Origin of the sequence: Verminephrobacter eiseniae EF01-2 (assembly GCF_000015565.1) — a bacterium.
Lineage (GTDB): Bacteria > Pseudomonadota > Gammaproteobacteria > Burkholderiales > Burkholderiaceae_C > Acidovorax > Acidovorax eiseniae.
Genome location: NC_008786.1, coordinates 2,798,855 through 2,812,046, shown reverse-complemented (window position 1 = coordinate 2,812,046; position 13,192 = coordinate 2,798,855). Strand labels below are relative to the sequence as shown.

The window sequence follows — 13,192 nt, the reverse complement described above, 5'->3', positions numbered from 1 at the left end:
TGTCGTCAAGAGGGGCCTGGGCCGCCGCTGCGCCGCCGCTGCAACGCGGCCAGCACCAGCGGGCACATGAACAGGTAGAACATGTTGCCGCTGTTGTGGGCCAGAAAAACCTGCGTAAAACCAAAGCCGATGTATGACAGCGGCATCGAAACCCCCACCAGACACAGCGACAGCGCCTCCTTGTCGATCTTTCCCGCTGCATCGCGGATGCGCGCCGCCGTGGGCCAAAACAGCGCCAGCGCAGTGCCATAAAACAGCAGCAGCAGCAGCACGCCGAAGATACCGCGCTTGACGAACAGGTCCAGCACCTCATTGTGCACATGGCCGAACGTCAGCACGCTGGGGCGGACCAGCCCGGCCGCCACGCGGCGCACTTTTTCTTGCATGTAGCCGGTTCGGCCCCAGCCGGTCAACGGGCGCTCGCGCCCCATTTCCCAGGCCAGGCGCCAATGGGCCAGCCGCTGCCCGACCGAACTGCTGTCATCGCCCATTTCGCGGTAAGTCTGCACCTCCTGGCGCGCCTGGTCGAAACGCTGCCCGACCACTGGCATCTGCGCCAATACGACGACCCCCAGCAGCAATGCGCACAGGCCCCAGCACACGCGCCGCGGCCCTATCGTGCGCGCCAGCAGCCAGGCCGACACCGGCAGCACCAGCACCAGCGCCAGCCACCCCCCACGGGACTGGGAGAGCGCGGAGCCGACCCCGCCCAGCAGCACGGCGAGCGCCAGCAGCCAGCGCTGCCACGGCTGCCAGCGCCGGTATTGCACCAGCAGCAGCAGCCCGCTCATCAGCGCCAGCAGCAGGCTCAGGTCGCCGTACTGAATCGCGTTGGTAAAGCCATTGGCACGCGACAAGCCCTGCCACTGCGTCTGGTACAACCCTATCAGCCCGCCGCCGGCGGCCCCCAGCGCAATCCCGGTCCACAGGCAGGAGGCATGCGGCGCAAAGCGCATCAGACAGAAGATGCACGGCAATGCCAGCAGATACTTGAGCGGCCGATCCATGCTGCCCCAGTCCCCGGTGGCGTCCATGTCGAGCATCCACAGCACCGCCATGCAGGCAAACACCAGCGCCAGCCACCATGCGGCACGCGGCGCAGGACTGCGGCACCACCACGGGGCGCTGACCACGGCCGTGAGCAGCAGCAGGGCCGCGCCGTAGGAATACCCCGAGGGCAGCCACAGCGCCAGCCCCGCAAGCATGAAAGCGCCGCAGTTCGCGCAGCGTTCGAACCAGCGCTGCGCAGTCATCGGCGGATCACCCGCCCCGTCAGACTGTCGCGGTCGTAGTACAGCGCTGCATGGCGAAAAAAAGCCTCCAGCGCCACGAACAGGCAGTACAGAAAGCCCGCCCCGCCACACAGAAAACCCAGGCGCACCAGATACAGGCGCAAGAACATCCACAGCCCCGAGGCCAGGCCGCGCAGCACGCCGCCCCGCCGGCCCTGCCCGGCGCGCTTGGCCGCCCCGAGCATCGCATACTGGGTGAGCTTTTCCAGGCTGCCCCGCACCGTGGTGCGCGAGTAATGCAGCAGCCGCGCCTCGATGCGCCGGCGCGGCACGGCAGCGCCGCCGGGCAGCGGGTACAGACGGGCCTGCTCGTGCACCACGCCGGTGTATTCCTCGAGCAGGGCGCGCACGAACAGGCGCTCGATATACGATTGCGCGCGAAAGCGCCTGAGCTCATGCCCAAAGGCCACGATGCGCCAGCGTATGCTCCAGACCGCCTGCGCGCCCGAGCGCACGATGGCCTGCAACTCGCGCGCAAAATCCGGCGTCATCACCTCATCGGCATCGAGAAAGAACACATAGTCGCCGCGCGCATGCGCCAGCAGCCGGTTGCGCTGCACGGCAAAGCCCTGCCAGTCCGGCGCGCTATGAACCTCGGCGCCCAGCGCGCGGGCCATGGCCACGGTGTCGTCCTCGCTGCCGCTGTCGACCACCAGCAACTGGTCGGCAAAAGCGGCGCTGCGCAGACAGGCTTCGATGCGGTGCGCCTCGTTGTGGGTCAGCACCGCCACCGTCAACGTGGGCGGCGGCGCTGCGCCGGCCTCGGACATCGATCAGTGCCCGGCAGGCGCAGGCGCGCCGGCCTGCAAGCGGTACACCGTCCCGCAATAAGGGCACTTGGCCTGGCCCGTGCGGGCGACATCCAGATACACCTTGGGGTGGTTGTTCCACAACGGCATGTCGGCCCGGGGGTTGGGGCAAAAAACGCCGCCCTGCGCGTTCAGTTCCCGGGCCGGCAGTTCAACGATGGCTTGCGGCATGGGCATCAGACCTTGGTGAGCCAATGGGCGTAATGGGCATTGCGGCCGTTGACGATGTCAAAGAAAGCGCCCTGGATCTTTTCGGTGACAGGGCCCCGGCTGCCGCTGCCGATCTCTATCCGATCGAGCTCGCGGATCGGCGTCACCTCGGCCGCCGTGCCGGTGAAGAAAGCCTCGTCAGCGATGTAGATCTCGTCGCGCGTGATGCGCTTTGGGACGATCTCCAGCCCCAGATCCTTGGCGATATGGAACACCGTGTTGCGGGTGATGCCATTGAGCGCGCCGGCCGACAGATCGGGGGTGTAGATCACGCCGTCCTTGACCACGAACACATTCTCGCCGGCGCCTTCGCTGACAAAGCCCGTGCTGTCGAGCAGCAGCGCCTCGTCGTAACCATCATCGACGGCCTCCATGTTGGCCAGGATGGAGTTGGTGTAATTGCTCACCGCCTTGGCCTGCGTCATCGTGATGTTCACATGGTGGCGCGTGTAGCTGCTGGTCTTGACGCGGATGCCGCGCCGCATGCCCTCCTCGCCCAGGTAGGCGCCCCAGGCCCAGGCCGCCACCATCAAATGGATCTGGTTGCCCTTGGGCGAGACCCCCAGTTTTTGCGAGCCGATCCAAGCCAATGGCCGCAGGTAACAGGCGTCGAGCCGGTTCTCCCGCACCACCGCCCGTTGCGCCTGGTTCACCTCATCGCGGCTGAACGGCAGTTGCATGCGCAGGATTTTTGTGCTGTTGAACAGCCGCTCGGTGTGCTCATGCAGGCGGAAGATGGCGGTCGTGCCGTCGGCCGTCTTGTAGGCGCGCAGGCCCTCGAAGGCGCCGCAGCCGTAATGCAGGGTGTGGGTCAGCACATGGACCTTGGCATCGCGCCAATCGACCATCTGGCCGTCCATCCAGATCTTGCCGTCACGATCGGCCATCGAGGGAACTACGGGGCTCATGGATATTCCTTTGCCGGGTTTGCAGGGCGCAAAAGCGCAATTTTACGGGGCAGCGGGCGGCGGGCTGGCGTTGCCGTCCTGCGGCCGGAACAAGACCCAGGACACCAGCTTGCCGTGGCGAAACTCGCAGGTCACATGCGACTGGCTGGCGTCGGTCCAGCGATAGACCTCGGGCTGCGCATCCGCCGCCGACAACATCTCCCCCAGCGCCTGCGTCAGCGCCAGCACATGCATCATGTCCACACCTTTGCGGAGCCGGGCGTTGAGCATGACGGCGCTGCCCACATAGCCCATCGGGCGCCTGGCGGTTTTCTTCATCACGGCCACGAGCCGCGTGAAATGCAGCAACCCCCACATGACCATCGCGCCGACCACGGCCAGCACACCGGCCCAGCCATAGGCGGCAAAACCAAACCCCGGCAGACCCACGGCAGCCAAAGGCAGCAAGACATTGCGCAAATTCATGGCCGGTATTGTCTTATGAACCTCGCCCGCGCCGGCAGACCGGCAAGCAGGCAAGCAGGCAAGCAGGCAAAGATACGCAACGCGCTGCCGGCAACGCCCGCCAGCGCACGGGCCGCATCGACGGTGACCGCCCGGCATCCGTTTGGGGCAGGCCCGGGCACCGATTCCCCATTTCGGTGATTTTGTATACAGAACGGTGCATGCACTGTGTACAAAATCTGGCATGGGACTTGTATGGAGCCATGGCATGCCAGCCCAGACCACCGCCCCTGCAGCCATTGAACTGAGCGCGCTGACCAAACGCTATGCCCCGGGCAAGCCGGCGGTCGATGCCATCGACCTGCGCATTGCCAGCGGCAGCTACTGCTGTCTGCTGGGCCCTTCGGGCTGCGGCAAGAGCACCACGCTGCGCATGATTGCCGGGCATGAGTCGGTGAGCAGCGGGAGCATCCTGCTCGATGAGCGCGACATCACCGACCTGCCCGCCGCTGCGCGCGGCACGGCCATGATGTTTCAGAGCTTTGCGCTGTTCCCGCACCTGTCGGCGCTGGACAATGTGGCTTTCAGCCTGAAGATGCAGGGCCTGGGCCGGGCCGAGCGCCAAGCCCGGGCGCGCGATCTGCTCGGGCGCGTGGCCATGGGGCATCTGGCCGAGCGCAAGCCGGCACAGTTGTCGGGCGGACAGCAGCAGCGCGTGGCCCTGGCCCGCGCGCTGATCACCCGCCCGCGCGTGCTGTTGCTCGACGAGCCGCTGTCGGCGCTCGACCCGTTTCTGCGCAGCCAGATGCGGGCCGAACTGCGCCGCTGGCAACAGGAGCTGGGCCTGACCTTCATCCATGTGACGCACTCGCAGCAAGAGGCCATGGCCCTGGCCGACACCATGGTGGTGATGAACCACGGCGTGATCGAGCAGGCAGGCACGCCGCACGAGGTCTACAACCGGCCGGCCAACGAGTTCGTGGCGCGCTTCATGGGCGGGCACAACGTGATCGACACGCCCGCAGGCTTGGTGGGCGTGCGCGCCGACCACCTGCAATTGGCGCCCGCCGAGGCCGATCTGCCCCGGGATGCGCAGCGCATGCAGGCCGTGGTGACCGATGTCGAGTACCAGGGCAGCCATGTGCTGCTGGGCCTGCAACAGCAGGGCCTGGCCCTGTCGGCCAACGACACGGCGGCGTACTCGGTGATGCTGTCCGAGGCGGCGTTTGCCGCGCGCCCTTACCCGGTGGGGCAGGCGGTGCAACTGCACTGGAGCGCCGGGCAGGCCCATCCGCTGCGTCCGCCGGCCCGGGCGGCGACTGCATTGCATGACGCCTGATCGCGGCAGCGCCTTTTCTTCACCCCCCCTTTCTTCACCCTTTTTTCTTCGCCCTTTTTTCTTCGCCCTTTTTGCGCAACCCCAGGAGTTCTCCCATGTCCGACACCCATGCCGACACCCATGCCGATTCCCCCGCCGTCGCTTCCGAGGCCCGCGGTGTGCCGCGCCGCCGGCTGCTCGCGGGCATGACGGGCATGGTGGCCGCTGCGGCGTTGCCGGCCGTCCATGCGCAGGAAAAAATCGTGCTGCGCTATCTGGGCACGGCGGTGAACCAGGACAAGGCGATTGCCCAGAGGTTCCAGGCCGACACCGGCATAGCCATCCAGTACGTGGCCGTGACCACCGACGATGTGAGCAAGCGCGCCGTCACCGCGCCCAACAGCTTCGACCTGATCGACACCGAGTTCTTCTCGCTCAAGAAGATCGTTCCGACCGGCAATCTCAGGGGCATCGACAGCCGGCGCATCAAAAACGCCGACAAGATCACCACGCTGTTTACCACCGGCATGGTGGCGGGCAAGGCCGTCGGCGAGCAGGGCACGGCCCCCAAGAAGGTGATCTACCTGGAAGGCGAGAAGTCCAGGAAATTCGCCGCCGCGCCCACGCAGTACATGTCGCTGATCCCCACCGTGTACAACGCCGACACGCTGGGCATCCGGCCCGACCTGATCGGGCGCCCGATCGACTCCTGGGCCGAACTGCTCAACCCCGAGTTCAAGGGCCGGACGGCGCTGCTGAACATCCCCTCGATCGGCATCATGGACGCGGCCATGGTGGTCGAGGCCATGGGCATCTACAAGTACCCCGACAAGGGCAACATGACCCAAAAGGAGATCGATCTGACGATCAAGACCCTGATCGAGGCCAAGAAGCAGGGCCAGTTTCGCGCGCTGTGGAAGGACTTCAACGAGTCGGTGAACCTGATGACTTCGGGCGAGGTGGTGATCCAGTCGATGTGGAGCCCGGCCGTGACCGCCGTGCGCACCAAGGGCATCGCCTGCAACTTCCAACCCCTCAAAGAGGGCTACCGGGCCTGGGCCGCAGGCTTTGGTCTGCCGGCCACGCTGTCGGGCAAGAAGCTCGATGGCGCCTATGAGTTCATCAACTGGTTCCTGGACGGCTGGGCCGGCGCCTACCTGAACCGCCAGGGCTACTACAGCGCGGTGCTGGAAAGCGCCCGGTCCCGGATGCAAGCCTACGAATGGGACTATTGGATGCTGGGCAAGCCCGCCGCGCAGGACATCAAAAACCCCCATGGCGAACTGCTGGCCAAGGCCGGCTCGGTGCGCGACGGCGGCAGCTACGAGGCGCGCATGGGTGCCATTGCCTGCTGGAACGCACTGATGGACGAGAACAACTACATGGTGCAAAAGTGGAATGAGTTTGTCGCGGCATGAGGGCCGTCCGTTGCCATGCCCGACCCGCTGCTGCCCATTGCGGGGCGCTTGCCCGACTGCCCCGGGCGCTTTGACCGGGCGTTGCGAAACGCCATGAGCGCCGCCCGGCCGCCCGAAGGCGCTCATACCGCAGCCGAAGGCGAAGGTATTCCATCTATCGCCGCCCGGCCGCCCGAAGGCACTCCCATGAGCACCCCCCACGCACCGCCCTTGCCCCCCGGCGCAGCCCCCGGGCGGCGCATCGCCCCCTGGTGGCAGGCGGCGCCGTTCGCGCTGGTGTTCCTGCTGTTCTTTCTGCTTCCGCTGGCGCTGATCGTGATGGTCAGTTTCTGGGACTTCAATGAATATGAACTACTGCCGGGCTTCACCGGCAAGAACTACCGGTCGATCTTCGCCGGCTGCGCGGATGCGTCCGACCTGTGCGTGACGCTCAAGACCTACGGCTCGACGCTCAAATTCTGCGCCCTGGTGTGGCTGATCACGCTGGTGACCGGTTTTGCCGTGGCCTATTTCCTGGCTTTTCATGTGCGCTCCCCGGGCCTGCAAACGCTGCTGTTCGTGCTGTGCACGATCCCGTTTTGGACCTCCAACGTGATCCGCATGATCTCGTGGGTGCCGCTGCTCGGGCGCAACGGTCTGGTGAACCAGGCGCTGGTCGGTCTGGGGCTGGTCGATGCGCCCGTCGAATGGCTGCTGTTTTCCGACTTTTCCGTGGTGCTGGCCTTCGTCCACCTGTACACCATGTTCATGATCGTGCCGATCTTCAACAGCATGATGCGCATAGACCGCAGCCTGATCGAGGCCGCCAGCGACAGCGGCGCCAGCGGCTGGCAAACCTTGTGGAACGTGATCATTCCGCTCTCGCGCACCGGCGTCATCATCGGCTCGATCTTCGTCATCACCATCGTCATGGGCGACTTCGTCACCATCGGCGTGATGGGCGGCCAGCAGATCGCGTCGGTCGGCAAGATCATCCAGGTGCAGGCCTCCTACCTGCAGTTCCCGCTGGCAGCGGCGAATGCGGTGATCCTGCTGGCCGTGGTGCTGATGATCATTTACGGCCTGACCCGCTGGGTCGATATCCGCAAGGAGTTATGACATGTCTGCGCGCCCATCGCGCCCCGCCGGTTTCTGGCCCCTGGCCATGGTCTTTGGCCTGTTCGTGCTGTTCATGTACGGGCCGATGCTGGTGATCTTCATGCTGAGCCTGCAAGGCCCCGAGGGCGGGCTGACTTTCCCGATGCGCGGCCTGTCGCTGCACTGGTTTTACCAACTGGCCGAAGGGCTGGGCGTGGTCGACATCGCGGCGGCGCTGTGGCGCTCGCTGGCCCTGGGTGCCGTGGTGATGCTGTGCACCGTGCTGCTGTCGGTGCTGGCCGGGCTGGCGTTTCGCAAGCGGCTGGCGGGCGGCGCTGTGCTGCTTTTCATCGCCGTGGCCAGCCTGATCATGCCGTCAATCATCGTGTCGCTGGGCATAGGGCTGGAGTTCCGGCTGATCGACAGCGGCATTCAGTCTGCGCTGCAATGGCTGGGCATGGAAAGCGCGCGGCAAAACTATGGCACGGCGCTCGGACTGTTCAGTTCGGCACTGGGCGCGCACCTGACCTGGACGCTGCCATTCGGCCTGCTGATCATGTTTGCCGTGTTCAACCGCTTCAACCCGGCCTACGAAGAAGCCGCGCGCGACCTGGGCGCGACACCCTGGCAGGGCTTCGCGCATGTGGTGCTGCCGCTGATCGCGCCTTCGGTGGTGGGCATCGCCATGTTCGGCTTCACGCTCAGTTGGGACGAGATCGCCCGCACCTCGCAGGCCATCGGCGAGGTGAACACGCTGCCGCTGGAGTTGCAGGGCCTGACCAGCACGGTGACCACGCCCGCGATCTACGCGCTGGGCACGCTGACCACGGTGGTGTCGCTGCTGGTGATGGGCATCACGCTGGCGCTGGTCTGGCTGCTCGAGCGCAGGCGCAAGGCACGCACCAGAGCATCCCGATGACGAGCGCAAAAACCACCCGGCCCGTGCGCGCCCCAAAGCCCCCGCCCGATGCGCCGCCCGCAGCAGACACAGCGGGCTTGCTCAGCGACAACGACATGTACGAGCGCATGGTGTCGGCCATTTTGGAGCACCGTCTGCCGCCCGGCACCAAGTTGGTCGAAGACCGGCTGGCCACGGCGTTCGGCGTTTCGCGCACCCGTGTGCGGCCGGTGCTGGTGCGGCTGGCCAATGAGCAGGTGGTCACGCTCACGCCCCGCCGGGGCGCGTCGATTGCCCAGCCCACGCCGCAGGAGGCACGGGAGGTGTTCGAGGCCCGCCGATTGCTGGAGCCGCGCCTGGTCGAGCTGTTCATTGCCAATGCCGCGGCGGCGGACATCGCCGCGCTGCGCGCCTGTATCGATGACGAAGAGGCCGCCTGCGCCAGCGGCGACATGCGCCGCGCGATCCGCCTGTCGGGCGACTTTCATCTGCGCATTGCGCAGGTGGCGGGCCAGCAGACGCTGGGGCGCATACTGCGCGAACTGGTGTCGCGCACTTCGCTGATCCTGATGACCTACAGTCCCGGCCAGGCGCGCGAGCGCGAACGAGCCACGGCCTGCGGGTGCCGCGAGCACCGGGCGCTGGTCGACGCGATCCGGCTGCGCGACGCGCGCGCGGCCGCGCGCCTGATGCTGGCGCATCTGGCGCGCATCGCGGCACAATTGGAATTCACCCCGCCGGCCGCCCAGGCCCCGGACCTGGTCCGCCTGCTGGGCGGCAGCGCCTGAGATTTCCCGCACCCATCTGACACCCCGCCATGCGCCAATTGCTCGTCATCAATCCCAACACCTCGGCCCATGTCAGCGCGCTACTGCAGCAGCATGTGCAGGCCGCCGCAGGGCTGCATGTGGCGGTGCGCACGGTCACCGCGCGGTTTGGCGCGCCCTACATCGCCTGCGAGGCCAGCTACGCCGTGGCGGCCCATGCGGCGCTCGACGCCTGGGCGCACGACCTGGCGCAATCCCGACCCCGGCCCGATGCCGTGCTCATAGGCTGCTTTGGCGACCCGGGCCTGATGGCGCTGCGCGAGAGCAGCCCCGTGCCCGTGACCGGGCTGGCCGAAGCCTCCTTCGTGGAGGCCGCGCGCCACGGCCGCTATGCCATCGTCACCGGCGGCCAGCGCTGGGGCCCGATGCTGCAACGCCTGGCGCAGGCCCTGGGCCAGACCCAGGCGCTGGCGGGCATCCATACCGTGACCGCCACCGGCGCGCAGTTGGCGGCCGACCCCGTGGCCGCGCACGCGCTGCTGGCCCCGGCCTGCCGCGACGCCGTGCGGCAGTTGGGGGTGCAGGCGGTGATTCTTGGCGGCGCCGGCATGGCCGGCATGGCCGCCGCCGTGCAATCGCAGTTGGCCATGCTGGGCGTATCGGGTGTGCCGGTGATCGACAGCGTGCTGGCGGGCGCGCACTGGGCGCTGCATGCCCACCCGGCGCCAGCACAGCGCCAGACGCCGGGCTTCGATGTGGCGTGGACCGGCTTGTCGCAGGAAATGGCGCTGCTGGGCGCCTGAATGCCGCTGGCCTGAATGCCGGTTTGACGCCGGCAGGCGCAGGGCCTAGCATCACGCCCGTCATGACTCGGGGGCAGTCCGGTGCCTGGCTGGCCGGCAGAGTGCCGACCGCCGCCATCGCCTCTTTCCTCGCCTCTTTCCATTACTACTCGGGAACCATCCTGTGCATATGCTCAAACTCACCCGGATCGGAAACTCCGTCGGTGTCGTTCTGCCCAAGGAAGTCCTGGCACGCATGAAGCTGGGCAAGGGCGAGTCGGTTTTTCTGACGGAAACGCCCGATGGCTATGCGCTCACGCCATACGACCCGGCGTTGGAAGAACAAATCAAGGCCGGGCGCGAGTTCATGCATGATTTTCGTGACAGCTTCCATCAGTTGGCCCAATGAACTGGCGCTGGGTCAGCCAACAGGCGCTGATGTTGCTGCATGGCGATAGCCTGGCCACCCATGGTGGGCGCGAGGGCATGCGCGATGAAGGGTTGCTGGAGTCTGCGCTGATGAGGCCGCAGAACCTCGCGGCCTATGCGGATGCCAGCCAGCCGCCGGATACCGCCGCATTGGCGGCCAGCTACGGGGTCGGCATCGCGAAAAACCATCCCTTTGTCGACGGCAACAAGCGCGCTGCGTTTCTGGCGGTCGGCCTGTTTCTCTACCTGAACGGATCTCGCTTGCAGGCCGACCAGGCCGACGCCACGCTCACCATGCTGGCCGTCGCCGCAGGCGATATCCCTGAGGATGCCTTTGCCTCCTGGTTGCGCGCGTATCTGGCCCCCAGGCCGCAATAGCCGGCCGGCCGGCAAAGTGCCGAGACGCTGCCCCGTCGATGCCGGCCCGGTGACGATGCGCCGTCACACCGCCCGTCACTGCGCCAGCGTGTTGGCCCTGAAGTCGCAGTAGGCGGCCACCAGGCATTGCTGGCAGCGGGGTTTGCGGGCCTGGCACACATAGCGGCCCAGCAGGATCAGCCAGTGGTGCGCGTCGACCGCGCAGGTCTGCGGCACGCGCTGCAGGAGTTGCAGCTCCACCGCCAGCGGGTTCTTGCCCGGGGCCAGGCCGGTGCGGTTGCTGACGCGAAAGATATGCCTGTCCACCGCCATCGTCGGCTCGCCGAAGGCCACGTTCAGCACCACATTGGCCGTCTTGCGGCCCACGCCGGGCAGGGTCTGCAAAGCCTCGCGCGTGCGCGGCACCACGCCGCCATGGTGCTCGACAAGGATGCGGCAACTGTGCAGCAGGTGGCGCGCCTTGCTTTTGTACAGGCCAATGGTGCGGATATGGCTTTCCAGGCCGGCCAAGCCCAGGTCCAGCATCGCCTGCGGCGTGTTCGCCACCGCAAACAGCCGACGCGTGGCCTTGTTCACGCCGACATCGGTGGCCTGGGCCGATAGCAGCACGGCGGTCAATAGCTCGAACACGCTGGTGTATTCCAGCTCGGTGCCGGGCGTGGGGTTGGCCGCTTGCAGCGCGGCGAAGAAGGGGGCTATGGATTCTCGTTGCATGGGGGCATGGGGGCATGGGGTATTGGGGGCGCAGGGCCATGCCGATGGTAGTGGCTGAGGGCGGGTCTGGCCAGCCGCTGCACCGGCCCCGTCGATCGGCAGGAGCGGCTTGGCGGGCCGGCACCGAAAGCGCTTCGGGGAGCGGCGCCGAAAGCGCCGTGGCAGCGTTTCACCTATGCCGGGGTGTGCCGATGGCCGGTACGATCCGCCCACCACGACACCGGCCACAGCGCCCACCGCCATGCCCATGACCCGAAAAACCCATGCCGCCCCCAGCGGCATCGTGGCCCACACGGCCACCAGCCTGTCGCGCGCGATCCATGCACGCGAGGTCTCGTGCGTGGAGGTGCTGCAAGCCTACCTGGCCCAGATCGATCGCCTGAACCCCGTGGTCAACGCCCTGGTGGCGCTGGTCGAGCGCGATGCGCTGCAGCGCTTGGCGCTCGAGCGCGATGCGCAACTGGCCAGGGGCCAGAGCCTGGGCCCGCTGCACGGCATGGTGCAGGCGCCCAAGGACATCATGCCCGCCGCCGGCATGGTCACCAGTTGCGGCTCGCCCATTTTTGCCGGCCAGGTCTCGCCCGCCGACGCGGTGGTGTACGAGCGCATGCGGGCCAGCGGCGCGCTCTTCATAGGCCGCAGCAACTCGCCCGAGTTCGGCCTGGGCGGCCACACCTACAACCCGGTGTACGGCACCACGCGCAATGCCTTCGACCCCGGCCGCTCGGCCGGTGGCAGCAGCGGCGGCGCCGCCGTGGCCGTGGCGCTGCACATGCTGCCGGTGGCCGACGGCTCGGACATGATGGGCTCGCTGCGCACGCCGGCAGCGTTCAACAATGTCTATGGCCTGCGCACCTCGTTCGGCCTGGTGCCGCATGGGCCGACGCAAGAGGTGTTCTTCCAGCAGTTCAGCGTGACCGGCCCGATGGCGCGCAACATCCCCGACCTGGCGCTGCTGCTGTCGGTGCAGGCGGGTTTCGATGCGCGCCTGCCGCTGACGCGCCGGCATGAGGATCTGGCCGCCTTCGGCCAGCCGCTGGAGCGCGATTTCAACGGCACGCGCATCGGCTGGCTGGGCGATCTGGGCGGCCACCTGCCCACCGCGCCCGGCCTGCTGGCCACCTGCGAGCAGGCGCTCGCGCATTTGCGCACCCTGGGTTGCACGGTGGATTCGGTGCTGCCCGCGTTCGACATGGAGCAACTCTGGCGCGCCTGGATCGACCTGCGCAGCTTCAGCCTGGCCGGCGCCCATGCAGCCCTGTACCGCGACAGCGCCACGCGCGCGCTGCTCAAGCCCGAGATGGTGTGGGAGATAGAGCGCGGCATGCGCCTTGCGGCCCTGCAGGTGTACGACGCGGCCTGTGTGCGCTCGGCCTGGTACCAGGCGCTGCGCGGCCTGTTCGAGACCTTTGATTTTCTGCTGCTGCCCGCTGCGCAATCGTTCCCGTTCGACGCGGCCCTGGACTGGCCCCACGCTATCGGCGGGCGGGCCATGGACAGCTACCACCGCTGGATGCAGGTCGTGGTGCCCGCCACCATGGCCGGCCTGCCGGCGCTGTCGGTGCCTGCGGGCTTCGGGTCTGGCGCCGATGCGGGGCTGCCGGCGGGCCTGCAAATCATCGGCCCGGCGCAGACCGATGCCGCGTTGCTGCAGATCGGCCATGCTTACGACCAGGCCAGCGGCCATGCGCGCGTGCCCAGCCCGCTGTTGGCCCGGTCGGATTGACGGGATTCGAGCCGCCGCGCCC

At 67.3% G+C, this 13,192-nt stretch carries 15 protein-coding genes; 9 read left to right on the top strand and 6 right to left on the bottom strand.

The genetic code is table 11. The annotated features are described in order from the left end of the window. Positions 1-5: 5 nt before the first annotated feature. From VEIS_RS12125 to VEIS_RS12105, 5 genes are read right to left on the bottom strand one after another with little or no spacing between them, the layout of a single operon-like run. Positions 6-1,253 carry an O-antigen ligase family protein gene (locus VEIS_RS12125; protein ID WP_011810226.1) on the bottom strand — a complete coding sequence of 416 codons (1,248 nt, stop codon included), beginning with the start codon at positions 1,251-1,253 and terminating at the stop codon, positions 6-8. Further along, positions 1,250-2,062, bottom strand: coding sequence for a glycosyltransferase family 2 protein (locus VEIS_RS12120; RefSeq protein WP_011810225.1), 813 nt, complete (start codon positions 2,060-2,062; stop codon positions 1,250-1,252). The genes VEIS_RS12125 and VEIS_RS12120 overlap by 4 nt, the downstream gene beginning before the upstream one ends. Positions 2,063-2,065: 3 nt before the next feature. Continuing rightward, positions 2,066-2,272, bottom strand: a complete 207-nt coding sequence (locus VEIS_RS12115; RefSeq protein ID WP_011810224.1) for a zinc-finger domain-containing protein — start codon at positions 2,270-2,272, stop codon at positions 2,066-2,068. A 5-nt stretch (positions 2,273-2,277) separates the two neighbouring features. Next, the gene (locus tag VEIS_RS12110) at positions 2,278-3,219 is read right to left on the bottom strand and encodes a branched-chain amino acid transaminase (protein WP_011810223.1); all 942 of its coding nucleotides are present in this window, start codon (positions 3,217-3,219) and stop codon (positions 2,278-2,280) included. A gap of 42 nt (positions 3,220-3,261) precedes the next feature. Continuing rightward, the gene (locus tag VEIS_RS12105) at positions 3,262-3,684 is read right to left on the bottom strand and encodes a hypothetical protein (RefSeq protein ID WP_011810222.1); all 423 of its coding nucleotides are present in this window, start codon (positions 3,682-3,684) and stop codon (positions 3,262-3,264) included. A gap of 247 nt (positions 3,685-3,931) precedes the next feature. On the opposite strand from VEIS_RS12105, the gene VEIS_RS12100 reads away from it, so the two are divergent. From VEIS_RS12100 to VEIS_RS12065, 8 genes are all read left to right on the top strand, one after another. Next, positions 3,932-5,002, top strand: coding sequence for an ABC transporter ATP-binding protein (locus VEIS_RS12100; protein WP_011810221.1), 1,071 nt, complete (start codon positions 3,932-3,934; stop codon positions 5,000-5,002). Between the two features lie 95 nt (positions 5,003-5,097). Next, complete coding sequence (locus VEIS_RS12095; protein WP_011810220.1) at positions 5,098-6,399, top strand: ABC transporter substrate-binding protein; 1,302 nt, start codon at positions 5,098-5,100, stop codon at positions 6,397-6,399. Between the two features lie 186 nt (positions 6,400-6,585). Beyond that, positions 6,586-7,497, top strand: a complete 912-nt coding sequence (locus tag VEIS_RS12090; protein WP_011810219.1) for an ABC transporter permease — start codon at positions 6,586-6,588, stop codon at positions 7,495-7,497. A gap of 1 nt (position 7,498) precedes the next feature. Next, positions 7,499-8,395 carry an ABC transporter permease gene (locus VEIS_RS12085; protein ID WP_011810218.1) on the top strand — a complete coding sequence of 299 codons (897 nt, stop codon included), beginning with the start codon at positions 7,499-7,501 and terminating at the stop codon, positions 8,393-8,395. Then, positions 8,392-9,162: a GntR family transcriptional regulator gene (locus VEIS_RS12080; protein ID WP_011810217.1), complete on the top strand. Its 771-nt coding sequence runs from the start codon at positions 8,392-8,394 to the stop codon at positions 9,160-9,162. Before VEIS_RS12085 ends, VEIS_RS12080 begins: the two co-directional genes overlap by 4 nt. Positions 9,163-9,191: 29 nt before the next feature. Further along, positions 9,192-9,944: an aspartate/glutamate racemase family protein gene (locus tag VEIS_RS12075; protein ID WP_011810216.1), complete on the top strand. Its 753-nt coding sequence runs from the start codon at positions 9,192-9,194 to the stop codon at positions 9,942-9,944. Positions 9,945-10,107: 163 nt separating this feature from the next. Next, positions 10,108-10,332: an AbrB/MazE/SpoVT family DNA-binding domain-containing protein gene (locus VEIS_RS12070; protein WP_011810215.1), complete on the top strand. Its 225-nt coding sequence runs from the start codon at positions 10,108-10,110 to the stop codon at positions 10,330-10,332. Beyond that, the gene (locus VEIS_RS12065) at positions 10,329-10,730 is read left to right on the top strand and encodes a type II toxin-antitoxin system death-on-curing family toxin (protein WP_011810214.1); all 402 of its coding nucleotides are present in this window, start codon (positions 10,329-10,331) and stop codon (positions 10,728-10,730) included. Before VEIS_RS12070 ends, VEIS_RS12065 begins: the two co-directional genes overlap by 4 nt. Positions 10,731-10,805: 75 nt before the next feature. Here VEIS_RS12065 and nth read toward each other — a convergent pair whose 3' ends face one another. After that, complete coding sequence (gene nth / locus VEIS_RS12060) at positions 10,806-11,444, bottom strand: endonuclease III (RefSeq protein WP_011810213.1); 639 nt, start codon at positions 11,442-11,444, stop codon at positions 10,806-10,808. Positions 11,445-11,685: 241 nt separating this feature from the next. Between nth and VEIS_RS12055 the strand changes: the two genes are divergently transcribed. After that, entirely contained in the window at positions 11,686-13,170 is a 1,485-nt protein-coding gene (locus VEIS_RS12055; RefSeq protein WP_011810212.1) for an amidase, read from the top strand. Positions 13,171-13,192: the final 22 nt, after the last annotated feature.

Excerpts from the sequence above, each read along its gene's own strand:
- VEIS_RS12110 (WP_011810223.1), bottom strand. The coding sequence starts at position 3,219 with ATGAGCCCCGTAGTTCCCTCGATGGCCGATCGTGACGGCAAGATCTGG.
- VEIS_RS12065 (WP_011810214.1), top strand. The coding sequence starts at position 10,329 with ATGAACTGGCGCTGGGTCAGCCAACAGGCGCTGATGTTGCTGCATGGC.
- VEIS_RS12085 (WP_011810218.1), top strand. The coding sequence starts at position 7,499 with ATGTCTGCGCGCCCATCGCGCCCCGCCGGTTTCTGGCCCCTGGCCATG.
- VEIS_RS12090 (WP_011810219.1), top strand. The coding sequence starts at position 6,586 with ATGAGCACCCCCCACGCACCGCCCTTGCCCCCCGGCGCAGCCCCCGGG.
- VEIS_RS12075 (WP_011810216.1), top strand. The coding sequence starts at position 9,192 with ATGCGCCAATTGCTCGTCATCAATCCCAACACCTCGGCCCATGTCAGC.
- VEIS_RS12080 (WP_011810217.1), top strand. The coding sequence starts at position 8,392 with ATGACGAGCGCAAAAACCACCCGGCCCGTGCGCGCCCCAAAGCCCCCG.
- VEIS_RS12095 (WP_011810220.1), top strand. The coding sequence starts at position 5,098 with ATGTCCGACACCCATGCCGACACCCATGCCGATTCCCCCGCCGTCGCT.
- VEIS_RS12055 (WP_011810212.1), top strand. The coding sequence starts at position 11,686 with ATGCCCATGACCCGAAAAACCCATGCCGCCCCCAGCGGCATCGTGGCC.
- VEIS_RS12105 (WP_011810222.1), bottom strand. The coding sequence starts at position 3,684 with ATGAATTTGCGCAATGTCTTGCTGCCTTTGGCTGCCGTGGGTCTGCCG.
- VEIS_RS12120 (WP_011810225.1), bottom strand. The coding sequence starts at position 2,062 with ATGTCCGAGGCCGGCGCAGCGCCGCCGCCCACGTTGACGGTGGCGGTG.
- nth (WP_011810213.1), bottom strand. The coding sequence starts at position 11,444 with ATGCAACGAGAATCCATAGCCCCCTTCTTCGCCGCGCTGCAAGCGGCC.
- VEIS_RS12125 (WP_011810226.1), bottom strand. The coding sequence starts at position 1,253 with ATGACTGCGCAGCGCTGGTTCGAACGCTGCGCGAACTGCGGCGCTTTC.
- VEIS_RS12100 (WP_011810221.1), top strand. The coding sequence starts at position 3,932 with ATGCCAGCCCAGACCACCGCCCCTGCAGCCATTGAACTGAGCGCGCTG.
- VEIS_RS12115 (WP_011810224.1), bottom strand. The coding sequence starts at position 2,272 with ATGCCGCAAGCCATCGTTGAACTGCCGGCCCGGGAACTGAACGCGCAG.